Source organism: Streptomyces sp. NPDC031100 (assembly GCF_055570785.1).
Genome location: NZ_JBVIGN010000005.1, coordinates 76,602 through 100,903 on the forward strand (window position 1 = coordinate 76,602; position 24,302 = coordinate 100,903).

Sequence of the window (24,302 nt, forward strand, 5' to 3'; positions counted from 1 at the left end):
CACCAATATTGGTCTAGTCCACTGGAGTGACGTGTGCGGGCAGGGGAGGTGCCCCGGCGCCGGCCGAGTGCCGTACGCCGGGGCCGTGGCCGGTGTGTCAGACGAGGTCCATCGCGGCGACCTCGTCGGGACGGCCGTAGCTGACCGGGCCCTGGAAGCGGCGGCGGGCGGTGGCGAACCACCACACCGTGGCCACGAGCAGGACGACGGCCAGCGCGATCGGCGCGTAGTTGAAGGAGTCGACGGTGATCGGCGAGGCCTGCGGCAGCATGAACAGGACGCTGCTGAGCAGGATCCAGGTCACCGCGAGCCAGCCGATCGGCCTGCCCCAGCGGCCCAGGTGCCAGGGGCCGGGCTGGAACTCGTCGCCGAGCCGCAGCCGCAGGAAGATCGGCACGGCGTAGGCGAGGAAGAGCCCCACCACGTTGACGCTGACGATGGCGGTGAACGCGGTGTGCGACCACCAGCCAGGCACGACCAGGGCCAGCGAGCAGACCACCGCGAGCCACACGGCCTTCACGGGTGTGCGGGTGCGGGGCGAGACCGAGTGCCACAGGCGCGAGCCGGGCATGGCGCCGTCGCGGGAGAAGGCGAATATCTGGCGGGTGTTGCTGGTGAGGTTGGCGAGACCGCAGAAGAGCATCGCGCCGATCACGACGAGGAGCATGACTTTGGCGGTGCCGACGCCGAGGCCGTCGATCAGAATCTGGACGGGCGGAGCGGAGGAGCTCGCCACCTTGCCGTAGTCGCTAATGCTGTAGACGAGTGCCAGCATCAGGATCAGGCCGGTGATCGCCGAATAGCCGATGGCGCGCATGATCCCCTTGGGCGCGTTGACCGTCGCGCGGACCGTTTCCTCGGACATGTGGAAGCTGCCGTCGAACCCGGTGAAGGTCCAGCTGGTGACGAGCAGACCGAGCATGCCGCCGTAAAGTCCGCTCGCGAAGCCGGTGTTGTTCTCGAAATGTGTCACGAAGGACGCCGACTGATGGTGATCGGGCATCACTATGAGTGTGGTCACGATGACCACGAGTCCGATCAGCAGCCACCACACGGAAATCCGGTTCAGGACGGCGACGAGTTGGACGGTGTAGGTGTTGGCCAGACCCTGGAGCACGATGATCACGGCGGTGATCAGGACGGTCTGGTGCACGGTGGGCCGGTAGGAGGTCCACTGCAGGGCGATGAAGGCCTGGATGAAGGTGGCCGCCGCGTAGCCGGTGGCCGCTGTGCCGCCGATCTGGCCCACGAAGTTGAGCCAGCCGGTGAACCAGGACCACGCGCCCTTGTGCCGCTTGGCGAGTTTGCCGGCGGAGAAATACAGCGCGCCACTCGTCGGATAGGCGGAGGCGACCTCGGCCATCGCCGCGCCGATGAACAGCACCATGACGGAGACGCCGATCCACCCGAACACGAGAATGCGCGGGCCGCCCGCGTTCATGCCGTATCCGAAGGAGGAGAAAATACCCGAAAGGATATTGATGATGATGAAGGAGATCGCGAAATTGTCGAACGCCTGGAAGCGTCGGGTGAGTTTCCTCGGATAACCCATCGCATGCAGCGTCGCATCGTCGTCGATCACGACCGGGTCGTCCGCCCCGCGAGCCTTCGCCCGTGGAGTCGATGTCCGTTCCGACATAGATCGGCCTTTCTCTCGGTGGGGGGCAGAGCACGTGCGGGTTCAGGCGGATCCCGGGACGGGCAGGCCGCAGGCACGCCGGGCCCGGGAGAGCTGCTCGGCGGGGTCGCCGAAGGCGCTCCAGGGCATGCGCGAGGCGTACGGACCCATCGCCGTGAAGACCGCCCGGGCCTCGAACTCGCGCTGGGCCATGACCAGCGCGTGCGCGAGGTAGGCCAGGTCGAGCACCGGGGTGAAGCGGTAACCGGCCGCCGCGGGCAGCCAGTTGCGGTAGATCGCCAGCGCGGTGGACCGCCACTGGGGCTGCTCCCAGACCCGGTCGGCGAGCAGCTGGGTGGGGTTGTAGCTCTCCACCAGGGCCACCAGCGGCAGCAACCGGAGGGCGGAGTCGGCGGGTGCCCGCTGGCTGAGGAAGGCGGCCACGTCCCAGGCCGCGTTGACCGAGCCGCCGTGGCGCGTGAAGAAGAACGACAGGAAGCGGTGGTGGCCCTCCCGGTGCCACGGATCCAGCGACAGGACGTGCGAGAACAGCCGCCAGGGTCCGGGCGGGGCGGTGAGCAGCCCCTGCGGGGCGGGTTCGCGCAGCCGGTGCAGCCGGGCCATGGCCAGCTTGGCGACCCAGGGCGTGGGATCGTCGGGGGCCATGGCGGCGGCCCGGTCGCAGGCGGTCAGCGCGATCCGCTCCAGCGCCTCGGATCGCTCGTCGTGCGCGTCGGCGGCCCGCATCGCGCGCTGCACCGCGACCCGGGCCCACATCAGCGAGGCCTCGGGGGTCGGCTCCTCGGCCAGCCAGCGTTCGACCAGGTCGCTGCCGGCGGCCTCGGAGGCCAGCACCAGCGAGCGGTGGGCGCGCAGGGCGAAGTCGGAACGCGTCTCGGCAAGGGCTTCCGACGCGTATCGATAACGGCCCGCCCGCACATCGACGCATACGCTCGCCAGGACACGGTCGTCGGCCGCCGGATGCCATACATAGTGCCCTTCGAATAACTCCGCGGCCATGTCCCCCTGCCCGTCCCCGTCAGACGCACTCGAAGTTGCGCTGAAGGCACCTTACTCAGCCGTCGGCGCACCGGGGAACGCCGAGTTTCACCTATCGGTCAACGCGCGGGGAATATTAATCCGTTCGATTGACCGGCGGTCAGCCAGTGGTTCAAGAAGTAACGTTTTCCGGGCCCCTGTTCCCGTCACTATGGGCCACTACTACACTGATTCCGGAAAACACCCCACACCGCACCACACCTCAGGAATCGCCATTCACGACCTCGCCGCCCGGCTGCGCGGGCTTCCCCCGTCCGTGGGACCGGTACGGCTGATCGCCGTCGACGGGCACGCCGGCTCCGGAAAGTCCACCTTCGCCGGGCGGTTGGCCGCGGCGCTCGGCGGGGCGCCGGTGCTGCACCTGGACGACATCGCCAGCCACGAGCAGCTCTTCGACTGGACCGACCGACTGCTGGCCCAGGTGATCGTCCCCTTCTCCCGCGGCGAGAGCGCGCAGTACACCCCCTACGACTGGCGCGCCCGCGCGTTCGGCCCGCCGCGGCCGCTGCCGCCCGCCCCCGTGGTCGTGATCGAGGGAGTCGGCGCCGGCCGCCGGGCGCTGCGCCCGTATCTGGCGCGGCTGCTGTGGATGGAGCTGCCCCGGGAGGAGTCCTGGGCGCGGGGCAGGCGGCGGGACGGGGCGGAGCAGCGGGAGTTCTGGGCCGGGTGGGTGGAGGCCGAGCGCGCGCACTTCGCCGCCGACCCTACACGCCCCCATGCCGATCTCCTGGTGCACCAGGGACCGGAGGGGTACGCGGTGGCGCCGGGGCCCGCGAGCACACTTGGACCGGACCAGGATGTCACCCACGGTGATGGATCCCCCGCAGTGTGCTGAACTTGTGAAGACCCTTGCGGGGGAACTTCTTTGAGACCCCCAGGTGCGCTTGACCCGGGGGCCGTACAGGACTTACGTTCTCAATGTGCGGCCATTCGGAGCCGCCCACACACGCGAAGCCCCCGGTTGTTCCCCCGTGATCGGGGGCTTCGTTCTGCCCGCGGCCCGTTTTCCGGGCGCCCCGCGCACCGATCCGCTCACCCTCGGTCACCGTTTCCAGTGCGCCCCGTCTGCTCCCACCTCGTCAAACGGCCCGTGCGGCACCCTTCGGCGCGCGGTCGTCCCACGGGTACGATGCCCTCGGTGCGACCTTCGAGCGGCTGCTTCGCGCACCTGCAACTCCGGTCCGCGGCACAGCGGTTCGACCGCGGCGGCCGTCGGGCGACTGCCCGGCGGTGAACCAACGGGGGCACGGTTTGTGGGGGACGTGATGGACTTCGGCACGCAGGGCCCCGAGGCCCCGGCCGACCTCGCCTGGCTGCGAGGTGTGGACGCCTACACGATGGGCGCCTATCCGCAGGCGGAGGAGGAGTTCCGCGCCGCGACGCGGATGGATCCGGGGATGGCCGACGCCTGGCTCGGGCTGCACGCGCTTCGGGTCGACACCACCACCGCGCTGCTCAGGATGTTCCGGCACCGGGACCGTTTCGGGGAGCAGCGCGCCCGGCACCGCCGGACGCTCAACTCCTGGTACTGGCTGGGCTGGTGGGTGCAGCCGGTGCTGGAGAGCCCCCGCGATCTGCTGCTCGCGCACGCCTCGCACTGGCTGGACGGCCGGCACGTCCCGGAACTGGACCGGGCGCTCGCCGGGCTGCCCCCGGTCGACACTGACCCGCAGGTCCGCTTTCTGCACGCCTGCCGCACCTACCTCGTCAAGGACTGGGACCAGCTGGTCCGGCACACCGACCCGCTCCTGGACGATCCCCTGCTCGGCATCGAGGCCGGCCTGTTCGGGGGCATGGCCCGGGTACGGCTGGAGATGTACGGGCAGGCCGAGCCGCTGCTGTCGGCGGCCCTGATGCGCTGCCGCAGCGAGCAGCCGCAGCGCAAGGAGCTGCGGTACTGGCTGGCGCGGGCGCACGAGGGGACCGGACGCAGTGCCGCGGCACTGCCGTTGTACCGCGCGGTGCACCGGGTCGACCCGGCGTTCATGGACACCTCGGCCCGGCTCGCCGCGATCGCCGAGGGGGACGGCTACGACGATGCCGCGGACCTCGCTGCGATCACCCTGACCGGGGCCGGAGCGGACGCCGTGGACGCACCGGACGGGCTCGATCCGCTCTTCGGTGCCGAAGGGCGCGATCTGCGACTGCCGGAGCCGGACCTGCCGACCGGGCCGCTGCCGTCGGTCCCCGATCCCGCGGTGCGCATGAAGAGCGGTGGGCCGTCCTCGCCCCTGCCCGCGGGGCCGACCGACCCCGTGTTACTCGAGGAGGCGCTCGCCGAGCTGGAGCGCATGGTGGGGCTTGAGCCGGTCAAGCGCCAGGTCAAGGCGCTCTCCGCGCAGTTGAACATGGCACGGCTGCGGGCCGGGCAGGGGCTGCCGGTGCAGCCGCCGAAACGGCACTTCGTCTTCTCGGGGCCCTCGGGGACCGGCAAGACCACGGTCGCCCGGATCCTCGGCCGGGTCTTCTACGCGCTCGGCCTGCTCGGCGGCGACCACCTCGTGGAGGCCCAGCGGGCCGATCTCGTCGGGGAGTATCTGGGGCAGACGGCCGTGAAGGCCAACGAGCTGATCGACTCCGCGATCAGCGGGGTGCTGTTCGTGGACGAGGCGTACTCACTGTCCAACTCCGGGTACGGCAAGGGGGACGCGTACGGCGACGAGGCGCTGCAGGTGCTGCTGAAGCGGGCCGAGGACAACCGGGACCACCTGGTGGTGATCCTGGCCGGCTATCCGGAGGGCATGGACCGGCTGCTCGCCGCGAACCCGGGGCTGTCCTCCCGCTTCACCACCCGGGTGGACTTCCCCTCCTACCGGCCGCTGGAGCTCACCGAGATCGGGAAGGTGCTCGCGGCGGAGAACGGGGATCTGTGGGACGAGGAGGCGCTGGAGGAGCTGCGGTCCGTCGCCGGGCATGTGGTCGACCAGGGGTGGATCGACGAGCTGGGGAACGGGCGGTTCCTGCGGACGCTGTACGAGAAGAGCTGCGCCTACCGGGATCTGCGGTTGTCCACGTATCCCGGTGTGCTGTCCCGGGAGGACCTCGCGACGCTGCGGCTGCCGGATCTGATGCAGGCGTACGGGGAGGTGCTGTCGGGGCGGGGGCCGCATGGTCCGTCGGCGATGTAGGTGCGGTGAGCTGGTGCACGACTGCCCGCGGCCAAGCGGGCAGTCGCAAGCCGAAGCTATGTGGCCAGCGCCTGCTCCGGCTCTCCCGTCGTCCGGGGTTCCAGCACAAGCGGCTCCGGTGTCTTCCTGTGTGCCGGGTCCCTGACCTCGCCCACCAGGAGTTCCAGTACGTCCTCCAGCGCGACCAGTCCCAGCACCCGGCCGGAGGCGTCCGCCACCTGGGCCAGGTGGGTCGCCGCTCGGCGCATCACCGTGAGCGCGTCGTCCAGCGGCAGCTCGGCGCGCAGGGTGGTCATCGGGCGCCAGACGTGCTGGGGGACGGCCCGGTCGGAGTGCTCCAGGTCCAGGACGTCCTTGACGTGGACGTAGCCCATGAACGCACCCGTACCGGCCGCGACCGGGAAGCGGGAGTAGCCCGTGCGGGCCGTGAGGCTGACGATCTCCCCCGGGGTGACCGACGGAGTCACCGTCACCAGGGACTCGCGCCGCAGCAGGACGTCCGTCACCGGGCGGGAGCCCAGTTCCAGGGCGTCCTCGAGGCGCTCCTGCTCCTCGGGGTCGAGAAGGCCCGCCTGGCCGGAGTCCTCCAGCAGGCGGTTCAGCTGCTCGCTGGTGACGACGGCCTCGACCTCGTCCTTCGGATCGACCCGGAAGAGCCGCAGGATCCCCTGGGCGCAGGCGCCGAGGGCGACCGTGATCGGCTTGCACAGGCGGGCGAAGGCGACCAGGCCGGGGCTCAGCCACAGGGCGGCCTTCTCCGGGGCGGCCATCGCGAGGTTCTTCGGCACCATCTCGCCGATCACCAGGTGGAAGAAGACCACGGCGGCGAGTGCGATCACATAGCCCAGCGGGTGGACCGCGCCGTGCGGGAGGTGGACCGCCTCGAACAGCGGCTCCAGCAGCTGCGCCACCGTCGGCTCGGCCACCGCGCCGAGCGTCAGCGAACAGACGGTGATGCCGAACTGGGCGGCGGCCATCATCTGCGGCAGCCGCTCCAGCCCGTACAGCACCTGCCGGGCCCGGGCCGTGCCGAGCGGTTCGATCTGGCTGCGGCGCACGGAGACGAGCGCGAACTCGGCGCCGACGAAGAAGCCGTTGGCGAGCACCAGCAGCGCGGCGAAGACCAGTTGGAGGACGCTCATCGGACGGCCTCCACGACGCTCGCCACCGGGGCCGTCCTGACCAGGCGGACGCGTTCGGCGCGGTAGTGGCCGACCTGGCGGACGGACAGCCGCCAGCCGGGCAGTTCGGCCCGGTCGCCGGGTGCCGGGATCCTGCCGAGCAGGTCGGCGACCAGGCCGGCGACCGTCTCGTACGGCCCCTCGGGCACGTCGAGGCCTATGCGCTGGAGGATGTCGACACGGCAGCTGCCGTCGGCGTCCCAGGCGGGCCTGCCGTCCTCCGGCGGGGCGGGGGCCAGCTCGGGCACGTCCTTGGCGTCGTGCTCGTCGCGGACCTCGCCGACGAGTTCCTCGACGATGTCCTCCAGGGTGACCACGCCCGCCGTGCCGCCGTACTCGTCCACGACGACGGCGATGGGCTGCTCGCTGCGCAGCCGGGCGAGCAGGGGCTGGACCGGCAGCGTCTCCGGGACGAGGAGCGCCTTGCGGGCGATACGGCCGACCGGAGTACGCAGCCGGTCGTGCACGGGCACCGCCAGCGCGTCCTTGAGGTGGGCCATGCCGACGATCTCGTCGATCTTCTCCCGGTACACGGGGAAGCGGGACAGACCGGTGGCACGGGTCAGGTTGACGACGTCCTCGGCGGTGGCCGTGTCCTGGAGCGCGCTGACCTTCACGCGCGGGGTCATCACGTGCTGCGCGGTCAGGTCGCCCAGGGACAGGGTGCGCACGAACAGGTCGGCCGTGTCCTGCTCCAGGGCGCCGGCCCGGGCCGAGTGCCGGGCCAGGGACATCAGTTCGCCCGGGGTGCGGGCGGAGGCCAGTTCCTCGGCGGGCTCGATGCCGAGCGCGCGCACCAGCCGGTTGGCGACCGTGTTGAGCAGGGCGATCACCGGGCGGAACAGGCGGGAGAAGTGGTGCTGGGGGCCCGCGACGAAGCGCGCGACCTGCAGCGGCCTGGACACCGCCCAGTTCTTGGGCACGAGTTCGCCGATCACCATCTGGACCGCGGAGGCCAGCAGCATGCCGACGACGACGGCGACACCGGACACGGCGCCGTCGGGGATACCGAGGGCCGTGAACGGGCCGCGCAGCAGCTCGGCCAGGGCCGGCTCGGCGAGCATGCCGACGACGAGGGAGGTGATGGTGATGCCGAGCTGGGTGCCGGAGAGCTGGAAGGACAGCTCCTTCAGCGACTCCACGACCGTACGGGCGCGCTTGTCGCCCTCGGCGGCGGCCTTCTCGGCCTCCGGCCGCTCGACCGTCACCAGGCCGAACTCGGCCGCCACGAAGAAGCCGTTGGCGAGAATCAGCAGGAAAGCCGCTCCGAGGAGCAGCAGGGGGATGGTCATGATGCCGCCGCCTCCGTCGTATGTCGGGAGGGGGCGGCGCAGGTACTACAGGACGATCCGTCCATCGCCTAAGAGGGTCACTCCTCGGTTAGCAGGAACCCTCTGTGCACCGGCCGGCGCACAGAGGCGGAGGCGCAACCAATACGCCTCCGCCACCAGATTAATCAAGACAGGGGCCACTGGGGCAGGGTGGACGCCCCCGAGTCAGCCCTGATCTTGTGCCTCAGGGGCCGTCGAGTGGGCCTCGGCGAGCGCCCGGAGGGCCTTCGCGTCGGCGATGGCACGCTGCTTGGCGATGCCCGGCTGGATGCCGAGCGCGGGCAGGCTGGTGCCGTCGCTGAGGTTGAGGAACACCCAGGGGTCGCCCGGACGGAGGTTCACCTGGAGGATCTCTGCCCAGGCCAGGCGCCGCCTGCTGGCGATGTTGACGACGGTGACGCCGGACTCGTCGGCGACGACCTTCACCCGGGCGAGCTGGGCGAGCGCCCAGAAGATCAGTGCCCCGGTGATGACGAAGCTGAGCCGCTCCCCCGGGCCGAGCTGCGCCAGCAGCATCGCGATCCCGGATATCACCAGGAAGATCACGACGCCGGCGGTGAGCAGGATGGCCCGGGTGCGGCCCGGCCGGAAGGTGACGGGCAGGGTCGGCAGATCGGACATGGCGGTGCGAACCCTCAGAGGCGGCAGGCGTGGATGGCCGTGGTCAGGATGGCCCGGGCGCCGATCTCGTACAGGTCGTCCATGATCCGCTGGGCCTCCTTGGCGGGGACCATGGCGCGGACGGCGACCCAGCCCTCGTTGTGCAGCGGGGAGACGGTCGGCGACTCCAGGCCCGGGGTCAGGGCGACGGCCTTCTCGAGCTGCTCGACGCGGCAGTCGTAGTCCATCATCACGTAGGTCCGGGCGACCAGGACGCCCTGGAGGCGGCGCAGGAACTGCTGGACCTTGGGCTCCTCCTGGTCGGCGCCCACGCGGCGGATGACGACGGCCTCGGACTTCATGATCGGCTCGCCGAAGACCTCCAGGCCGGCGTTGCGCAGCGAGGTGCCGGTCTCGACGACGTCGGCGATGACCTCGGCGACGCCCAGCTCGATCGCGGTCTCGACGGCGCCGTCGAGGTGGACGACGGAGGCGTCGATGCCGCTGTCGGCGAGGTGCTGGGCGACGATCCCCTCGTAGGAGGTGGCGACCGTCTTGCCCTTCAGGTCCGCGATGCCGTTCGCGGTGCCCGGCTTGGCGGCGAAGCGGAAGGTGGAGCGGGCGAAGCCGAGCGGCAGGATCTCCTCGGCCTCGGCGGCGGAGTCGACCAGCAGGTCGCGGCCGGTGATGCCGATGTCGAGCCGGCCCGAGGAGACGTAGATCGCGATGTCGCGGGGGCGGAGGTAGAAGAACTCGACCTCGTTCTCCGGGTCCACGATCCGCAGCTCTTTGGAGTCCCGGCGCTGCAGGTAGCCGGCCTCATGCAGCATCTCCGCCGCAGGGCCTGAGAGGGAACCCTTGTTCGGGACGGCGATGCGCAGCATGAGGTCGGCTTCCTTTGCGTGAGGTGTGCGGGTGGGAGTGCGTGACTTACAGGTGGGCGTAGACGTCGTCCAGGGAGATCCCGCGGGCGACCATCATCACCTGGACGTGGTAGAGCAGCTGCGAGATCTCCTCGGCGGCCGCCTCCTTGCCCTCGTACTCGGCGGCCATCCAGACCTCGGCGGCCTCCTCGACGACCTTCTTGCCGATGGCATGGACGCCCTTGCCGACCAGCTCGGCGGTGCGAGAGGTGGCGGGATCGCCGTGTGCGGCCTTGTGCTGGAGCTCGGTGAAGAGCTCCTCGAACGTCTTCTTGGACATGGTGAGCCCCACCCTACGCGGTTCGGGCGACCACCTAGTGCCAGGGTTCAGATACTGAGCGGAGGGTGGCCGCGGTCGCCACCGCGGCCGTCACCGCCTCGTGCCCCTTGTCCTCGTTGGAGCCCTCGAGGCCGGCCCGGTCCAGGGCCTGCTCCTCGGTGTCACAGGTGAGCACGCCGAAGCCGACGGGCACGCCGGTCTCGATCGAGACCTGGGTCAGGCCCTGGGTCACGCCCTGGCACACGTAGTCGAAGTGGGGGGTGCCGCCCCGGATGACGACGCCGAGGGCGACCACCGCGTCGTAGCCGCGCTCGGCGAGGACCTTGGCGGCGACCGGCAGCTCGAAGCTGCCGGGGACCCGGATCAGGGTCGGCTCGTCGATGCCCAGGTCGTGCAGGGCGCGCAGGGCACCGTTCACCAGACCGTCCATCACCTTCTCGTGCCACTGCGCCGCGATGACGGCGACCCTGAGGTCGCTCGCGTTGCGTACGGACAGTTCCGGTGCACCCTTGCCGCTCACGTCTCTCCTAAGTGCCTTCTTGCTTACTGGTTGCTGCAGGCCGACACGGCGGGCGTGTCCAGCCAGGGCAGGTCGTGCCCCATCCGGTCCCGCTTGGTGCGCAGGTACCGGAGATTGTGCTCGCCCGCCTGGACCGGCATCGGCTCGCGGCCGGTGACCTTCAGGCCGTGGCGCAGCAGCGCGTCGGTCTTGTCGGGGTTGTTGGTCATCAGACGGACGCTGCGGACGCCGAGGTCGGCGAGGATCTGGGCACCGGCGCCGTAGTCGCGGGCGTCGGCGGGCAGGCCGAGTTCGAGGTTGGCGTCGAGCGTGTCGTGGCCCTGCTCCTGGAGTTCGTAGGCCCGGAGCTTGGACAGCAGGCCGATACCGCGTCCCTCGTGTCCGCGCAGGTAGACGACGACTCCGCGGCCCTCGTGCTGGATGCGGGCCAGGGCGGTGTCCAGCTGGGGGCCGCAGTCGCAGCGCAGCGAGCCGAAGACGTCGCCGGTGAGGCATTCGGAGTGGACGCGGACCAGGACGTCGTCGCCGGCGCCGATCTCGCCGTGGACGAGGGCGACGTGCTCGACGCCGTCGGCGGTGGACCGGTAGCCGTAGGCGGTGAAGGTGCCGTGCGCGGTGGGCAGGCGGGTCTCGGCCTCGCGGCGGACGGTGGGCTCGGTGCTGCGGCGGTAGGCGATCAGGTCCTCGATGGAGATGATCGTCAGGCCGTGCTTGCGGGCGAACGGGATCAGCTCGGGCAGCCGCAGCATGCGGCCGTCCTCGCCGGCGATCTCCACGATGGCACCGGCCGGGCGCAGGCCGGCGAGCCGGGCGAGGTCGACTGCGGCCTCGGTGTGGCCGTTGCGGACCAGGACGCCGCCGGGCTTGGCGCGCAGCGGGAAGACGTGGCCGGGGCGGACGAAGTCGGTGGGCTCGGCGGTGCCGCCGGCCAGCAGCTGGAGCGTGGTGGCGCGGTCGGCGGCCGAGATGCCGGTGGTCACGCCGTGGGCGGCGGAGGCGTCCACGGAGACGGTGAACGCGGTCTTCATCGACTCGGTGTTGTCGTCGACCATCTGCGGCAGCCGCAGCCGGTCGAGTTCCTCGCCCTCCATGGGTGCGCAGATGAGTCCGCGGCACTCGCTCATCATGAAGGCGACGATCTCGGGGGTCGCCTTCTCGGCGGCGATGACGAGGTCGCCCTCGTTCTCCCGGTCCTCATCGTCCACGACCACGACCGGGCGGCCGGCCGCGATGTCGGCGATGGCCTGCTCGACCGGGTCGAGCCCGAACTCCTCGATGTCGGCGGTGTCGTACAGCATCGGCGGGATCAAGGGGGTGACGCGAAGCGTCTCGTTTGGGGTGGTGGTGGGAGACGGGTGGGCGGTCATGCCGGTGCTCCTTCCAGAACCGGCTGCGCGGTCCGGCGGGAGCGCAGCCACCAGTCGCGCATGCCCCACAGGACGAGTGCGCCGTAGATGACGTAGACGAAACCGGAGAAGGCGTAGCCGTTGGCGAAGTTGAGGGGGACGCCGACGAGGTCGACGAGCAGCCAGGCGAACCAGAACTCGACCATGCCCTTGGCCTGGGCGTACATGGCGACGATGGTGCCAACGAAGATGTAGGCGTCCGGCCAGGGGTCCCAGGAGAGGGTCGGGTAGGCCTTGAAGAGCAGGGCCACGGCGACGGTGCCGACGGCGGCGGCGGCGATCATGGCTCCGCGCTCGGGCCAGGTGGCGAACCGGGGGGCGATGTGGCCGTCCGCGGCCTTGTCCTTGCCGCGGTTCCACTGCCAGAAGCCGTAGGCCGCGACGGCCATGACGACGACCTGCTTGCCCGCGCTGCCGGTCAGGTGGCTGAAGAAGGCGGCGAAGAGGATCAGGCCGGAGACGAACTGCACCGGCCAGCTCCACAGGGAGCGCCGCCAGCCGAGGGCGAGGGCGGCCAGGCCGAAGAGGTTGCCGACCATGTCCGACCACAGGATGTGCTGGCCGAAGAGCGTGAACGCCTCGGAGTTCAGCCAGTTCACTTGCCGGCCCCCTGACCGGCCGCGAGCAGCCGCTCCACGTACTTGGCGACGACGTCGACCTCGAGGTTGACCGGGTCGCCGGGCTGCTTGTGGCCGAGCGTGGTCAGGTCGAGGGTGGTCGGGATGAGGCTGACCGTGAAGTAGTCCGGACCCGCTTCGACGACGGTGAGGCTGATGCCGTCGACGGTGATGGAGCCCTTCTCCACGACGTAGCGCGCGAGGTCCGCGGGCAGCGAGATCTTCACGATCTCCCAGTTCTCGGAGGGCGTGCGCGCCAGCACCTGGCCGGTGCCGTCGACGTGGCCCTGCACGATGTGCCCGCCGAGGCGCGCGCCGACGGCGGTGGGGCGTTCGAGGTTGACCCGGGAGCCGACGGCGAGTGCGCCGAGGCTGGAGCGCTTCAGGGTCTCCGCCATGACGTCGGCGGTGAACTCGTCGCCCTCGTGCTCCACGACGGTGAGACAGACTCCGTTCACGGCGATGGAGTCGCCGTGCTGCGCGCCCTCGGTCACGACGGGGCCACGGAGCCGGAAGCGAGAGGCGTCGCCGAGGTTCTCGACGGCGGTGACTTCACCCAGCTCTTCGACGATTCCGGTGAACACTTCCCGGGTCCTCCTGCCTCATTCGGGCACGGACTCCGGGGCCTGTCGATGACGACAGAATGGACGGGTGAGCACTACCGTGAGCTTCGCCGACGCCGAAAGGGACCCGTCCGGAAACGGACGAGCCCAGATACGGCGGCGCGCACAGGTACATGCCCGCCCGCCGCGCACTGCCTCCCATCCGGACTTTAACCGTCGGTCCAGGAATTTCACCTGGTCAACCGGCCGCTGGAAGCGACCGGGTCGCGGACTGTAACCGCCGGTTCGGACTTTCACCGACCCCGGAGTGCGCTGCTTCTGGTACACGGTCAGTGTGCCACGCCGGGTCGTCGTCCAGACAGGTGATCGGTGTGGGTTCCCTCACAGTGCGTGTCGCTGGACTTGCACGGCGGAGCCGCCCTGGTCAACTGCCCTGCACAGGGCGTGGATTGACATTGGTCCGGACCCATTGACCGTACTGGTCTAGTCCTTTTAGGGTGCGGGCGGGCCCGGTGGCGGTGACGACGGCCCTTGCCCGCCGCCGGGCCGCCAGGCCTCTGGCAGGGTGGGCCCATGACCACGACGCCCCTGCTCGCCGACGAGTTCGAGTCCCACCGTCCCCGGCTGTTCGGTCTGGCCTACCGTCTGCTCGGCTCCGCGCAGGAGGCGGAGGACGTGGTGCAGGACGCGTATCTGCGGTTCAGCGGCGCCGACCGCGCGGCGATCGAGCACCCGGGGGCGTGGCTCGCCAAGACCGTCACCAACCTCTGCCTCAACCGGCTGACCTCGGCGCGGGCGCGGCGCGAGGAGTACGTCGGGGCGTGGCTGCCGGAGCCGGTGGTCACCTCCGACGGCACGCTCGGGCCGCTGGAGTCGGCGGAGCGCCGGGAGCTGGTCTCGATGGCGATGCTGGTGCTGCTGGAGCGGCTGACGCCGACCGAGCGGGCGGTGTTCGTGCTGCGCGAGGCGTTCGGCTACGGCCACCGGGAGATCGCCGGCGTCCTGGAGCTGAGCGAGGCCAACTGCCGTCAGCTGTACCGGCGGGCGGTGCAGCGGGTGGCCGTACCGGAGGGCCGGTTCGCACCCGCTCCCGAGCGGCGGGAGGAACTGGTCACGTCGTTCATCACGGCGGCCCGTGAGGGTGACCTGGCCGGTCTGGAGAGGCTGCTCGCCGAGGATGTGACCTGGTGGAGCGACGGCGGCGGCAAGGTCAGCGCGGCCCGGCGGCCGATCGAGGGCCGGGAGAAGGTCCTCCGCTTCCTGGTGGGCATCGCCCAGCGGTACGGGGTGGGGCTGGACTGCACGCTGGTGGAGGTCAACGGCGCGACCGGGCTGGCCGCGTGGGCGGGCGACACCCTGATCGCGGTCATGGAACTGGAGCCGCGGGACGGGCGGATCGCGCAGGTGCGGGCCGTGATGAACCCGGACAAGCTGGAGTACGTCCGACGGCAGCTCACGGCCCCTTAGAGCCTGTGTCATATCCCCGGTCGCCCGGCCGGGGATATGACACAGGCTCTAAGCCGGGCCCGCCGGGGCTTGTCACATTCACGGGGGCTGCGCGGTCCCAGCTGGGGAAGGGCGCTCCGGCCGGGAGCGCTCCGGTGTCCGGAGGGACGGAAACAGCATGACCACGATCCTGGTGACCGGCGGGACCGGCACGCTCGGGCGGCTCGTCACCGAGCGGCTGCGGGCGGACGGGCACGAGGTGCGGGTGCTCAGCCGGCACACCCAGCCGTACGCCGTCGACCTGCGCGAGGGCGGGCCCGGCTTGGACGCGGCCCTCGCGGGCGTGGCGACGGTCGTGCACTGCGCGAGCAGTCCGCGGGGCGGGGACGAGCAGGCGGCGGACCATCTGATCGCGGCGGCACGGCGGGCCGGGGTGGGCCATCTGGTCTACATCTCCATCATCGGCGTCGACCGGGTGCCGATCGGCTACTACCGCTCGAAGCTCGCCGTGGAGCGCCGGATCGAGGAGTCGGGGCTCGGCTGGACCGTGCTGCGGGCGACGCAGTTCCACGACCTGCTGGTGACGCTGTTCCAGGGGCTGGCCAAGCCACCCGTCATGCTGCTGCCGGCCGGGGTGCCGGACCAGCCGGTGGAGGTGGCCGAAGTGGCCGCTCGTCTCGCCGAGTTGGCCGCCGCGGAACCGGCCGGCCGGGTGCCGGACATGGGCGGCCCGGACGTACGGTCGTTCGACTCGCTGGCCCGCGCCTACCTCCGGGCGACCGGACGGCGCCGGGCCGTGGCGAACGTACCCCTCCTCGGCAAGACCTACCGCGCCTTCCGCGCGGGCGGTCATCTGGCACCGGAGCAGGCGGTGGGCAAGGGCAGCTTCGAGGAGTACCTGGCACGACGGTTCAGCTCCTCGCCTTCGGCCGGCAGATCATGAAGTACTGCGAGCTCAACCACCAGGGCGCATGCCGCACCGGGCTCAGATGCACGGCATCGATGTCAAACCGCTCGCTCACCACCTCTCGCAGTTCACGAAAGTCGAAACCCTTGTGTGTCGTGCGCGGATTCTGCGGCCGGCTCACACGCATTCCGACCATGGCCTTCAGCACTTCCGAAGGCGTGTATTCCGACGTGAGCGAGCGGCTGCGAATCATCCAGTTCGACACCTTCGGCACGATCGCCAGGCCGTACATGATCGGTACGGAAATCACGAGCGCGCCGCTCTCGTTGAGAATGCGCGATGCGTCTTTCAGCAGCGCATCGACTTCCCCGTCGTAAAGATGCTCGCAAACCTCGAACGCCGTCAGGACGTCCACACTGTGCGACTCGACACTGTCCAGCGATTCCGCATACTTCATTTCGGGAAACGTCGGCGCCATGTACGGATCGTGTCCGACGAGCGTGACGTCGGGGCGGACCTCGCCAAGCAGGTGCAGAAAAAGGCCCGGCCCTGCGCCGAAATCGACGACAGTGCCGCGCTTCGCACACACCTCGGCGACGAGATCGATCCCCTTCTTCATGCGGGCGCGATGGGCGAAACGTGCCAGCGGATTGCCGGAGTTGACTGTTTGTTCTTCGTATGAAATCTCGCGCATACAGAAGCTCCGTCACCGTGACTACGGCCAGTTGGTCCCGAGTTTTTTCGCTCCGATTTTCGGACGGACAGTAGCAAGGAGTCCGGACCGCGCGAAGAGCAACGCGCCGCATCCGAGGAAGGCCATCCACCAGGGCCAATCGACGGGAGAGGCGGGCATGTGACGACAGGGCCTAGCGCTCCGGTGGGGCGAAGAGTTCGTCCTGGGCCCGCTCGCGGGCCGTCAGCAGGGCTCCGCGCAGTACGGCGGTGCCGCCGAGGCTGCCGGCCCGTACCTCGGTGGCCAGCGGGGACATACGGCGCAGCCGCTCCTCCACGAGCTGCGCGAGGACCGCTCCCCCCGCCTGCCCCACCTCCCCGCCGAGCACCACGCACCCCGGGTCCAGGACGGCGACGACGGAAGCGACGCCGACGGCGATCCGGCCGGCGAGGGCGTCGAGAAAACGGGCGGCGAGGGTCGCGTCGGAGGGCACCCCGGCCACCGCACCATGGATCACCGCCGCGGCACCCGGTCCGTCCGGCGCCCCCGCCACCGGCAGGCCGAACTCCCGTGCCAGCGCGGCGATCGCCGCCGCCCCGGTCAGCGAGTGGAAGCCGCCGTCGCAGTCCGTCGCCGACGGCAGCGAGGTCGTCCCCGGGACCGGCAGGAAGCCGATCTCGCCCGTGCCGCCGGAGGCGCCGCGGCGGAGGGTGCCGTCGAGGACGACCGCGGCGCCGACGCCGTGGCCCAGCCAGAGCAGGACGAAGGTGTCCCGGTCCCGGGCGGCGCCCTCGCGCTGCTCCGCGAGGGCGGCCAGGTTGGTCTCGTTCTCCACGGTGACCCGTGCCTCGGGCAGCCGTTCCTGAAGGGCCGCGGCGAGGCGGCGGTGCCAGGCCGGGAGGCCGCCGGAGTCGCGGAGGTCGCCGGTGGCGGGGTCGATGAGGCCGGGCGCCCCGATGCCGACCGTGTGCAGCCGGTCCGCGCCGGCCTCCTTGGCCGTCCGCTCCACCGCCGCCACCACCTGCTCCACGGCGGGCCCGGTTCCGGTGTCCCCGTCGATCGGCACGGACGCCTCGGAGAGCACTCGCCCGACCAGGTCGGAGACCAGCACGAAGACGCCGCCGGTGCGGACGTCGAGCGCGGCCAGGTGGGCTCGGTCGGCGACGATGCCGTAGAGCCGGGCGTTCGGGCCCCGGCGCTGCTCGCCGGACTCGCCCACCACGGTGATCAGGCCGGAGGCGGTGAGCCGTTCGACGAGGTCCGCGACCGTCGGCCGGGACAGTCCGGTCAGCTGCTTCAACTGCCCTGCCGTCAGCGGGCCTTCCTGCTGCATCAGGCGCAGGGCGAGCCGGTCGTTGATGGCCCGGGCGGTGCTCGGGGATGCGGGCATGACCGGAATCCTCCCAGACATGGGCGGCCGTAATCCTCACTATCTATCAGGCAGGGTCCCTGATAGTTTACGGCGGTGCCGCGAGGACGCGATGGGGAGCTCCCGGGGAGGGGATGGAACATGGGTGACGTGGGCTACCCGCGTGACGAGGTCAGGCGCGCCCGGTACGCCGTTGCGGCCGTGTTCGCCGTGCACGGCGCCGTGACCGGCTCCTTCGCGACCCGTGTGCCGTGGATCCAGGACCATGCCTCGCTGAGCGCGGGGCAGCTCGGGTTCGCGCTGGCCTTCACGGCGTTCGGCGCCTCGTGTGCGATGCCGCTGGCGGGCCGGATCAGCCACCGTTTCGGCAGCCGTACCGCCCTGCGCGGGCTGATCGCGCTGTGGACGCTGTCGCTGGTCCTGCCGTCCCTCGCGCCGAACCTGTACACGCTGTGCCTGGCGATGTTCAGCTACGGCGCGACCTCCGGTATGGCCGATGTCGCGATGAACGCGCTGGGGGTCGAGGTCGAGCGGCGGCTCGGGAAGTCGATCATGTCCGGGCTGCACGGCATGTGGAGTGCGGGCGCGCTCACCGGCTCGGCCGCGGGCACGCTCGCCGCCCACCTCGGCTCGGACGCGCGCGTGCACCACGCGCTGGCCGCGGCGATCCTCACCCTGCTCGGCCTGCTGGCCTGCTCCTGGGTCCTGGACGTGCAGCCCGCCGAGGACGAGGAGCCGCCGCCGCGGTTCGCGCTGCCACCCCGCTCCGCGCTGCTGATCGGCGCGGTCGGCTTCTGCGCGGTGTTCGCCGAAGGGGCGAGCATGGACTGGTCGGCGGTGTTCCTGCGGGACCGGCTGGACAGCTCGGCCGGGCTGGCGGCGGCGTGCACGACCGGCTTCATGCTGACGATGGCGGTGGCCCGGATCGCCGGGGACGCGGTGGTGAACCGCTTCGGCGCGGTCCGTACCGTGCGGGCCGGCGGTGTCCTCGCCGGACTGGGCGGCCTGCTGGTGGTCGTCGCGGGGCATCCCGCGGTGGCGATGGCCGGATTCGGGCTGATGGGGCTCGGGATCGCCGTGGTCGTACCGCTGTGCTTCGCGGCGGCCGGGCACGCCGGCCCCCACCCCAGCCAGGCGATAGCGGGCGTGGCGACCATCACCTACACCTCGGGGCTGATCGCGCCCAGCCTGATCGGCGGGGTGGCACAGGCGACCAGCCTGACGGTCTCGTTCTGCGTGGTGACCGCGCTGGCGTGCGCGCTCGCCGGGTTCGCGGGGGTACTGCGCACCGCCGAGCGCGGGGGCCGGACCCGGATCGGCCCGCAGGCCGCAGCAGTTCCCGACCCGCGGCCCTGAAGCCGTCTGTCCGGGGAGGGCGGCAGGACAACATCTCGGTGTTCGCGATGTACCTGCCCGGCATCCGTCCTGGAAGATCAAGGGCAGCTGCCTCTACCGCCAGGAGCACCGTTGTCCCCCGCTTCCTCGTCCGCGTCCGCCCGTGTCGGGCTGGCGGCCGCCCTGCTCCTGCCGGCCGCCTTCCTCGGCGGATGCTCCCCCGTCGGCGGCGACGGCTGCCAGGGCACCGAGGCCGAACTCGAGCGGCTGGCCGCGCAGCCGCTGCTGGACGCGGCGCCGGCCCGGGCCACCGCGCCGGCCAACTACCGCGGCGTGGGCGTGACGACCGGCTGCGACGACGACAGCGGCGGAGCCCCGTGGCTGCACGCCGACCGCCTGTACACCGTCCCGGGCAAGCCCGACGACGTCCTCGCCCACTACTCCAGGGCAGCCGCCGCGGCCGGCTGGCACCCCGAACGGGACCCGGCCCCGGGGCGCCGCCCGCCGCCGTGGAGGGCGCCTGCTGGACCAGGACCACCAAGGGCCGGCACCTGCTGTTGAGCGTCGACTTCCGCACCGGCGGCCTCTCCCCCGCGCCCGAGGCGGGCACAGGAATCGCCTACCAGGTGTCGGTCGGCAGCACGTCGGACGGCAGCGGCGGCGCGGAGGCCACCTGCCGGCACTGATGCCGGTCAGCCCGCGATGGAGTCCAGCTGCTCGGCGGCCGGCCTGAGTGCCCACAGGTCACCGCCGGGAGGCGTCTGGAGATCGGACACGGCCTCCTGGGCCGCCGTATCGCCGGCGTCCGCCGCCGCGTGCACGACGTCCGTCGCCGCGTACCGGTGGAACTCCAGCTCGGGATGCGGCCAGGCGGCGGAGCCGGTCGCGGCCGGCAGCAGGTAGTCCACCGCCTTGAACAGGCTCTGCCCGTCCGGCCCCCGGTAGGTCCAGAGGTTCACGCCCACATGCCTGCCGATGGCGGCGAGCCGGGTGTAGGCGACGAGGTCGAAGGTCGAGTAGTGCCAGCTGCGGGTGCGGGCGAGTTCCTGCGGCTGGCTGCCGTCGGCGGCGATCTGCGGATCGATCCGCTTGGCGCGCGCGTCGAGCACGGTCCGCCGGGCCAGGGCCGTGTCGCCGGTGGCGTAGGCGAGGGCGGCGAGCTGCAGGTCGTAGAAGGTGCCGTGGTTGTTGGCGGCCGCGCCCTCCTGCCTGCCGAAGTCGCTGTTCCTCAGCCAGCCGAGGAAGTCGGTGTTCCATGCGTCCATCGCGGTGCGGTCCCCGGCGCTCCAGCCGGGGGCGCCGGTGGCGAGGATCGCCTGGGCGTCGAGCACGCTCGTGTACGACTGCGAGAAGTCGATGATGCCGATGGCCCGGCCGTCGTACTTGCAGGGGATGAACTGGGCGTGGTTCAGGTCGGGGTTCATCCGGGTGGCCGGGTCGAGGAACCAGGTGCGCAGGATCTGCCCGGCCTTCTCGGCGTAGCTCCGCCTGCCGGTGTAGTACCAGGCGAGCGCGAGGTCGTACGTGGCGTCGAAGACCTTCTCCGCGTCCTGCCGGTCCGTGCCGGTGTCGACCTCGGGATTGCGCTGCCCGTCGCGCTGGACGTAGGGGCAGCCCCAGGGGTTGTCGGCGGTGGGGGTCGTGGTGGGCCACCAGTAGGGGGCCTGGCTGAGGTAGTCGTGGACGTCGCCGCCGGGGGCGGGCTTCGGCTTGTCGACGACCGTCCACGGGCCCTGGTCCAGCCAGGCGTCCGCACGGGTGGTCAAGTCCTTGAATGCGCGCCGGAGTTGGGGGTCGTGGTCCAGGCGGCCCCGGGTCTGCTGGAGGCGGGCGCCGTCGAGGACGGCGGTCCGCGGGGCCTTGGGTCCCGCGTGGGCGGAGGGGACGAGCACGGCCGAGAAGCTCACCACCGCGGCCAGCAGCACGGCCGCACGGGATCTTCCACTCATCAGGCGCTCCGATCGTCATGAGTCAGCTATATGAACGCAGTTCACGAGTGGGGCCGTGCGAGCGTAGAGCGGCCAGGTACCCGTGACAATGGTCCGACCGTCTTCACGTACAGAGAAAGCGATTCCCCACCATGGACCTCGGCGTGCGCTGGAAGCTGCACGGTGACGGGCGCACACCCGCGGCCGCGTGCCGAGCTACCTGGGCTGCTCGCTCCTGAGCGGTATCGCGCTCGGCACCCTCGTCGTCATCACCGGCCACCACACCCTGGGCGCCTTCGCGCCCGCCCACCTCAAGCCGCAGGAGCCACTGCTGGACGCGGGCACGTCCACCTACGACGAGGAGGACGGTGAGCGCGCCAAGTCGTAGGCGTAGGACGGGGTGAACGTGCCCGCCGTGCCCCTGCAGCCGTCGGACTCCCCCGGCAGCTTCACCCACAGGTAGGCGTCGATCCGCGGCTCGCCGGTGACCAGGGTCGGCGCCCGGCCGATCCTGCGCCCGGCCGGGTCGCACCACTGGCCGTCGGGCGGAGCGCCGTTCCCGTTGCGACTGGTGTCGATCACCGCGCCGAGGGAGGCGGGGCCGCCGAGGGCGTCGAGTACCTGCCGGTCGTAGGCGATCTCGTCGGCGGTGGTCCGGAAGTTGGAGACGTTGCTGAAGATGCCGTCGAAGGCGGCGGCTCCCGCCTGTTTCAGCAGGGCGGCCTGCCGGGCGGGCGGGTTCCAGCCAGAGTGGCCGGCGTCGTAGTAGACCCTCGCGCGCGGGTTCGCCGCCTTCAGGGTCCGGCCCGCGCGGGCCAGCGAGGCGAAGCGGGCGGCGCGGGCGGCGTCCGGCAGACAGCCGGACTGGGCGATCGAGTCCGGCTCCAGGATCACGATCACCTCGCCGGAGCCCAGCCCCCGGGCGAAGGCGTCGATCCAGGCGTCGTAGGCCGCCAGGTCCGGCGCCCCGCCCCGGGAGGCGCCGCCGCAGTCGCGGTCCGGGATCGCGTACGGCACCAGCACCGGGACCCGGCCCTGATCCGCCGCGCCCGCGGTGACCGCGCTCACCCGGGCGGCGAGGGTGTGCGGGCTGTAGTCGGCGAACCACACCGCAGCCGGCCGGTCGGCGATCCGGGACGCGATGAGGGCGGTGCGCGGGTCGTCGGGATGGGCGCGGACCCAGTCCAGCACCTGGGAGTCGGGGTGGCGGTAGAGGCGGGGGGTCACGGGGGTGGTCCGCTGCTTCCTCTCGGCGCGGGTCGCGGAAGGGGTGGGGAGCTGCTCCTTCGGCGCCGGCGTGCGGATCCGCGTGGTCCTCGACGGGGAGGGCGACGGTGCGGGGACCGCGGGCACAGGCGCGAGGCTCGAGGTGCGGGTGACCTCGGGCCGGGCCTGCTCGGAGCCCCGGCCGTGGTCCAGCGCGGAGATCGTTCCGGTCACGGTGCCGACCAGGGTGACCACCGAGGCCGCCAGGACCATCGCCCCACGCCTGAGGGCCCGCCTGCGCTCGGCCCGGCGCGCCGCCAGGCGCCGGGTGCGTAAGCCTGACACGGTCTGCCGTCCCCTCCCCAGGCCCGGCGTTCCCCCGTTCCGGCGAAGCACCGGGCCGGTCGCCGCGCCGGTCAGCCTAGGGCTGGGACCCTTCCCCCATGGCGCAGTTGGAACACTTCAGTACGTCCGTCGACGCCGTCCTCGCGCGGATGCGCGCCCTCGACGCGGAGCTGCCCGAGCGGGACGGGGTCGCCGTGTTCAACCGCGTCTACCTCGCCGTCACCGCGGAGGTCGACCGGCACCTGGACGCCGGGGAGTTCCCCGACCCGCGGGCGGCGACCGCGCTGGACGTGCGGTTCGCCGAGCGGTATCTGGCGGCGGTCGGCGCGGTGGACCGGGGCCGCCGTCCACCCGCCTGCTGGCGGCCCCTGTTCCAGTTCCGTCTGCATCCCGGGGTACGGCCGCTGCAGTTCGCGCTGGCGGGCATCAACGCGCACATCGGGCACGATCTGGCGCTGGCCGTGGTGGAAACCTGCCGTACGCTCGGCTGCGAACCGGCCGACCTGGAGGACGAGTTCGACCGCGTGGGCGATCTCCTCGCCTCGCTGGAGGAGCGCATCCGCGAGGATCTGATGCCGGGCCCCGACCTGCTCCAGATCGCCGACCCGCTCACTCATCTGCTGGGTTCCTGGAGCCTGGAGCGGGCGCGGGACGCGACGTGGGCCGCGGCCCGGGCCCTGTGGGCGCTGCGCCGCTGCGAGGACGTCGTCGAGGAGTTCACCGAGCGGCTGGACGCGGCGGTCGGCTTCGCGGGCCGCATGCTGCTCACCCCGCTGACCGACTGACCTGGCCGGTTATGGCCCTTGGGCGAGCCTGCCGTGGAACAACCATGTGACCGCCGTACGTTGACGGTTCAACACCCAGCGCAGAGGAGCAGCGGTATGGCGACCCGGCTCGGCCTGAGTCTTCCCCAGATGCGGCAGTACTCCCTCGGCAAGGACGTGCCCGACGTGGCACGCGCCGCCGAGGAGATCGGTTACGACAGCCTTTGGGTCTTCGAGCGGGCCCTGTTCCCGGAGCCCGCGACCCAGGGCCTGTACGGCATGGAGGGCGTGCCCTGGCCCGACCAGTACCGGAGCGTGGCGGACCCGCTGATCACGCTCACCCTCGCCGCCGCGGCCACCGAGCGGGCCCGGCTCGGCTCCAGCGTGCTGGTCGCGCCGCTGCACCAGCCGTTCCAGCTGGCGAAGGCGCTGGCCTCGCTGGACGCGGCGAGCGGCGGCCGGGTGATCGCGGGCTTCGGCACCGGCTGGTCGCTGGACGAGTACGCGGCCGCGGGGATCCGGCCGATCGCGGAGCGCGGCAAGGTGCTCGACGAGATCATCGACGTGTGCCGGGCGGTGTGGGGCCCCGACCCGGTGCGCTACGCGGGCCGTATCACGAGGATCGACTCCGCCGTGGTCGGGCCCAAGCCCGCCCGGCCGATCCCCATCATGCTGGCGGCGAGCAACAAGAAGGCGCTGACCCGGCTCGTGGACCACGCCGACGGCTGGCTGCCGGTGGGCATGGGCGTGGAACAGATCGCCACGCAGTGGCAGGAGCTGCAGGACCTCGCGGCCGAGCGCGGTCGCAAGGAGCCGATCCAGACGGTCCTGCGGGTGAACGCGGAGTACTCGTCGAAGGCCTTCGACGGGGCGGGCCGCCGCCCCTTCCAGGGCAATGCCGACCAGATCGTGGAGGACCTGGTCGCACACGCCGGGATCGGCCTGGAGGAGATCCTGGTCGACTTGCAGGGCACTGCGCGCGACTCCCAGGAGCTCAAGGACGTCGCCGCCGAGGTGTTTGAAAAGGCGGGGGGGGGGGGGGGGGGGGGGGGGGAGGACGGGACTTTGGGCAGGGGGGGGCGCTGTCGGTTCTCAGGGAGTTC

The 24,302-nt window shown here is 71.5% G+C and carries 24 protein-coding genes, 1 pseudogene and 1 riboswitch; of the genes and pseudogenes, 10 read left to right on the forward strand and 15 right to left on the reverse strand.

The genetic code is table 11. The features are described from left to right. Positions 1 to 97: 97 nt before the first annotated feature. Entirely contained in the window at positions 98 to 1,639 is a 1,542-nt protein-coding gene (locus tag ACZ5DS_RS16100) for an amino acid permease (RefSeq protein WP_468238402.1), read from the reverse strand. A gap of 42 nt (positions 1,640 to 1,681) precedes the next feature. Next, positions 1,682 to 2,638 carry a hypothetical protein gene (locus ACZ5DS_RS16105; protein WP_468238404.1) on the reverse strand — a complete coding sequence of 319 codons (957 nt, stop codon included), beginning with the start codon at positions 2,636 to 2,638 and terminating at the stop codon, positions 1,682 to 1,684. Positions 2,639 to 2,828: 190 nt separating this feature from the next. Between ACZ5DS_RS16105 and ACZ5DS_RS16110 the strand changes: the two genes are divergently transcribed. Both ACZ5DS_RS16110 and ACZ5DS_RS16115 read left to right on the forward strand, forming a co-directional pair. Then, positions 2,829 to 3,512, forward strand: a complete 684-nt coding sequence (locus ACZ5DS_RS16110) for a uridine kinase family protein (RefSeq protein ID WP_468238406.1) — start codon at positions 2,829 to 2,831, stop codon at positions 3,510 to 3,512. A 430-nt stretch (positions 3,513 to 3,942) separates the two neighbouring features. Continuing rightward, on the forward strand, positions 3,943 to 5,805 hold the full coding sequence (locus ACZ5DS_RS16115; protein ID WP_468238409.1) for an AAA family ATPase: 1,863 nt from the start codon (positions 3,943 to 3,945) through the stop codon (positions 5,803 to 5,805). Positions 5,806 to 5,861: 56 nt separating this feature from the next. Here ACZ5DS_RS16115 and ACZ5DS_RS16120 read toward each other — a convergent pair whose 3' ends face one another. From ACZ5DS_RS16120 to ACZ5DS_RS16160, 9 genes are all read right to left on the reverse strand, one after another. Next, complete coding sequence (locus ACZ5DS_RS16120; RefSeq protein WP_468238411.1) at positions 5,862 to 6,947, reverse strand: hemolysin family protein; 1,086 nt, start codon at positions 6,945 to 6,947, stop codon at positions 5,862 to 5,864. Continuing rightward, positions 6,944 to 8,278, reverse strand: coding sequence for a hemolysin family protein (locus ACZ5DS_RS16125; RefSeq protein ID WP_468238414.1), 1,335 nt, complete (start codon positions 8,276 to 8,278; stop codon positions 6,944 to 6,946). The genes ACZ5DS_RS16120 and ACZ5DS_RS16125 overlap by 4 nt, the downstream gene beginning before the upstream one ends. A 204-nt stretch (positions 8,279 to 8,482) precedes the next feature. Beyond that, the gene (locus ACZ5DS_RS16130; RefSeq protein ID WP_468238416.1) at positions 8,483 to 8,938 is read right to left on the reverse strand and encodes a PH domain-containing protein; all 456 of its coding nucleotides are present in this window, start codon (positions 8,936 to 8,938) and stop codon (positions 8,483 to 8,485) included. 14 nt (positions 8,939 to 8,952) lie between these two features. Next, entirely contained in the window at positions 8,953 to 9,801 is an 849-nt protein-coding gene (gene hisG, locus ACZ5DS_RS16135; RefSeq protein ID WP_468238418.1) for an ATP phosphoribosyltransferase, read from the reverse strand. Between the two features lie 46 nt (positions 9,802 to 9,847). Further along, positions 9,848 to 10,120, reverse strand: coding sequence for a phosphoribosyl-ATP diphosphatase (locus ACZ5DS_RS16140; protein WP_007491392.1), 273 nt, complete (start codon positions 10,118 to 10,120; stop codon positions 9,848 to 9,850). Positions 10,121 to 10,154: 34 nt separating this feature from the next. Continuing rightward, positions 10,155 to 10,640 (reverse strand): 6,7-dimethyl-8-ribityllumazine synthase, encoded by a 486-nt coding sequence (gene ribH / locus ACZ5DS_RS16145; RefSeq protein ID WP_468238422.1) that lies wholly within the window; start codon positions 10,638 to 10,640, stop codon positions 10,155 to 10,157. A gap of 23 nt (positions 10,641 to 10,663) precedes the next feature. Continuing rightward, positions 10,664 to 11,938 (reverse strand): bifunctional 3,4-dihydroxy-2-butanone-4-phosphate synthase/GTP cyclohydrolase II, encoded by a 1,275-nt coding sequence (locus ACZ5DS_RS16150; RefSeq protein WP_468239291.1) that lies wholly within the window; start codon positions 11,936 to 11,938, stop codon positions 10,664 to 10,666. A 65-nt stretch (positions 11,939 to 12,003) separates the two neighbouring features. After that, complete coding sequence (locus ACZ5DS_RS16155; protein WP_468238425.1) at positions 12,004 to 12,645, reverse strand: nicotinamide mononucleotide transporter family protein; 642 nt, start codon at positions 12,643 to 12,645, stop codon at positions 12,004 to 12,006. Continuing rightward, positions 12,642 to 13,247, reverse strand: coding sequence for a riboflavin synthase (locus ACZ5DS_RS16160; RefSeq protein ID WP_468238427.1), 606 nt, complete (start codon positions 13,245 to 13,247; stop codon positions 12,642 to 12,644). The genes ACZ5DS_RS16155 and ACZ5DS_RS16160 overlap by 4 nt, the downstream gene beginning before the upstream one ends. A 163-nt stretch (positions 13,248 to 13,410) precedes the next feature. Further along, a riboswitch (FMN riboswitch) is annotated at positions 13,411 to 13,541 on the reverse strand. 258 nt (positions 13,542 to 13,799) lie between these two features. Here ACZ5DS_RS16160 and ACZ5DS_RS16165 point away from each other — a divergent pair. Together ACZ5DS_RS16165 and ACZ5DS_RS16170 are read left to right on the forward strand one after the other, a co-directional pair. Continuing rightward, a complete protein-coding gene (locus ACZ5DS_RS16165; RefSeq protein WP_468238429.1) occupies positions 13,800 to 14,693 on the forward strand; it encodes an RNA polymerase sigma-70 factor in 894 nt (297 codons plus the stop codon). Between the two features lie 157 nt (positions 14,694 to 14,850). Next, positions 14,851 to 15,615 (forward strand): SDR family oxidoreductase, encoded by a 765-nt coding sequence (locus ACZ5DS_RS16170; RefSeq protein ID WP_468238431.1) that lies wholly within the window; start codon positions 14,851 to 14,853, stop codon positions 15,613 to 15,615. Here the strand turns inward: ACZ5DS_RS16170 and ACZ5DS_RS16175 are convergent. Further along, a complete protein-coding gene (locus ACZ5DS_RS16175) occupies positions 15,584 to 16,273 on the reverse strand; it encodes a methyltransferase domain-containing protein (RefSeq protein ID WP_468238434.1) in 690 nt (229 codons plus the stop codon). The genes ACZ5DS_RS16170 and ACZ5DS_RS16175 overlap by 32 nt on opposite strands. A gap of 172 nt (positions 16,274 to 16,445) precedes the next feature. Beyond that, complete coding sequence (locus ACZ5DS_RS16180) at positions 16,446 to 17,642, reverse strand: ROK family transcriptional regulator (RefSeq protein WP_468238436.1); 1,197 nt, start codon at positions 17,640 to 17,642, stop codon at positions 16,446 to 16,448. A 120-nt stretch (positions 17,643 to 17,762) separates the two neighbouring features. On the opposite strand from ACZ5DS_RS16180, the gene ACZ5DS_RS16185 reads away from it, so the two are divergent. From ACZ5DS_RS16185 to ACZ5DS_RS16195, 3 genes are all read left to right on the forward strand, one after another. Next, a complete protein-coding gene (locus tag ACZ5DS_RS16185; RefSeq protein ID WP_468238438.1) occupies positions 17,763 to 18,977 on the forward strand; it encodes an MFS transporter in 1,215 nt (404 codons plus the stop codon). A gap of 111 nt (positions 18,978 to 19,088) precedes the next feature. Then, the gene (locus ACZ5DS_RS16190; RefSeq protein ID WP_468238440.1) at positions 19,089 to 19,517 is read left to right on the forward strand and encodes a hypothetical protein; all 429 of its coding nucleotides are present in this window, start codon (positions 19,089 to 19,091) and stop codon (positions 19,515 to 19,517) included. After that, positions 19,514 to 19,642, forward strand: coding sequence for a hypothetical protein (locus ACZ5DS_RS16195; protein ID WP_468238442.1), 129 nt, complete (start codon positions 19,514 to 19,516; stop codon positions 19,640 to 19,642). Before ACZ5DS_RS16190 ends, ACZ5DS_RS16195 begins: the two co-directional genes overlap by 4 nt. A 6-nt stretch (positions 19,643 to 19,648) precedes the next feature. On the opposite strand, the gene ACZ5DS_RS16200 is transcribed toward ACZ5DS_RS16195, so the two are convergent. Further along, positions 19,649 to 20,905 carry an alginate lyase family protein gene (locus ACZ5DS_RS16200; RefSeq protein WP_468238444.1) on the reverse strand — a complete coding sequence of 419 codons (1,257 nt, stop codon included), beginning with the start codon at positions 20,903 to 20,905 and terminating at the stop codon, positions 19,649 to 19,651. Positions 20,906 to 21,119: 214 nt separating this feature from the next. Here ACZ5DS_RS16200 and ACZ5DS_RS16205 point away from each other — a divergent pair. Beyond that, positions 21,120 to 21,272: pseudogene (locus ACZ5DS_RS16205) on the forward strand (nitrate reductase); the annotation flags it as partial. Here ACZ5DS_RS16205 and ACZ5DS_RS16210 read toward each other — a convergent pair. Continuing rightward, the gene (locus ACZ5DS_RS16210; RefSeq protein WP_468239294.1) at positions 21,236 to 22,363 is read right to left on the reverse strand and encodes a glycoside hydrolase family 6 protein; all 1,128 of its coding nucleotides are present in this window, start codon (positions 22,361 to 22,363) and stop codon (positions 21,236 to 21,238) included. The pseudogene ACZ5DS_RS16205 and the gene ACZ5DS_RS16210 sit on opposite strands and share 37 nt — an antisense overlap. Positions 22,364 to 22,533: 170 nt before the next feature. On the opposite strand from ACZ5DS_RS16210, the gene ACZ5DS_RS16215 reads away from it, so the two are divergent. Both ACZ5DS_RS16215 and ACZ5DS_RS16220 read left to right on the forward strand, forming a co-directional pair. Beyond that, positions 22,534 to 23,220, forward strand: a complete 687-nt coding sequence (locus ACZ5DS_RS16215; RefSeq protein ID WP_468238446.1) for a DUF5995 family protein — start codon at positions 22,534 to 22,536, stop codon at positions 23,218 to 23,220. A 96-nt stretch (positions 23,221 to 23,316) separates the two neighbouring features. Continuing rightward, a partial coding sequence (locus ACZ5DS_RS16220) for an LLM class F420-dependent oxidoreductase (protein ID WP_468238448.1) occupies positions 23,317 to 24,302 on the forward strand: 986 nt, incomplete at its 3' end.

Coding starts and splice junctions, on each gene's coding strand:
- ACZ5DS_RS16150 (WP_468239291.1), bottom strand. CDS start 11,938: ATGCTGTACGACACCGCCGACATCGAGGAGTTCGGGCTCGACCCGGTC.
- ACZ5DS_RS16185 (WP_468238438.1), top strand. CDS start 17,763: ATGGGTGACGTGGGCTACCCGCGTGACGAGGTCAGGCGCGCCCGGTAC.
- ACZ5DS_RS16115 (WP_468238409.1), top strand. CDS start 3,943: ATGGACTTCGGCACGCAGGGCCCCGAGGCCCCGGCCGACCTCGCCTGG.
- hisG (WP_468238418.1), bottom strand. CDS start 9,801: ATGCTGCGCATCGCCGTCCCGAACAAGGGTTCCCTCTCAGGCCCTGCG.
- ACZ5DS_RS16110 (WP_468238406.1), top strand. CDS start 2,829: ATGGGCCACTACTACACTGATTCCGGAAAACACCCCACACCGCACCAC.
- ACZ5DS_RS16125 (WP_468238414.1), bottom strand. CDS start 8,278: ATGACCATCCCCCTGCTGCTCCTCGGAGCGGCTTTCCTGCTGATTCTC.
- ACZ5DS_RS16165 (WP_468238429.1), top strand. CDS start 13,800: ATGACCACGACGCCCCTGCTCGCCGACGAGTTCGAGTCCCACCGTCCC.
- ACZ5DS_RS16130 (WP_468238416.1), bottom strand. CDS start 8,938: ATGTCCGATCTGCCGACCCTGCCCGTCACCTTCCGGCCGGGCCGCACC.
- ACZ5DS_RS16120 (WP_468238411.1), bottom strand. CDS start 6,947: ATGAGCGTCCTCCAACTGGTCTTCGCCGCGCTGCTGGTGCTCGCCAAC.
- ACZ5DS_RS16100 (WP_468238402.1), bottom strand. CDS start 1,639: ATGTCGGAACGGACATCGACTCCACGGGCGAAGGCTCGCGGGGCGGAC.
- ACZ5DS_RS16210 (WP_468239294.1), bottom strand. CDS start 22,363: ATGGTCCTGGCGGCCTCGGTGGTCACCCTGGTCGGCACCGTGACCGGA.
- ACZ5DS_RS16215 (WP_468238446.1), top strand. CDS start 22,534: ATGGCGCAGTTGGAACACTTCAGTACGTCCGTCGACGCCGTCCTCGCG.
- ACZ5DS_RS16140 (WP_007491392.1), bottom strand. CDS start 10,120: ATGTCCAAGAAGACGTTCGAGGAGCTCTTCACCGAGCTCCAGCACAAG.
- ACZ5DS_RS16170 (WP_468238431.1), top strand. CDS start 14,851: ATGACCACGATCCTGGTGACCGGCGGGACCGGCACGCTCGGGCGGCTC.
- ACZ5DS_RS16180 (WP_468238436.1), bottom strand. CDS start 17,642: ATGCCCGCATCCCCGAGCACCGCCCGGGCCATCAACGACCGGCTCGCC.
- ACZ5DS_RS16175 (WP_468238434.1), bottom strand. CDS start 16,273: ATGCGCGAGATTTCATACGAAGAACAAACAGTCAACTCCGGCAATCCG.
- ACZ5DS_RS16200 (WP_468238444.1), bottom strand. CDS start 20,905: ATGAGTGGAAGATCCCGTGCGGCCGTGCTGCTGGCCGCGGTGGTGAGC.
- ACZ5DS_RS16105 (WP_468238404.1), bottom strand. CDS start 2,638: ATGGCCGCGGAGTTATTCGAAGGGCACTATGTATGGCATCCGGCGGCC.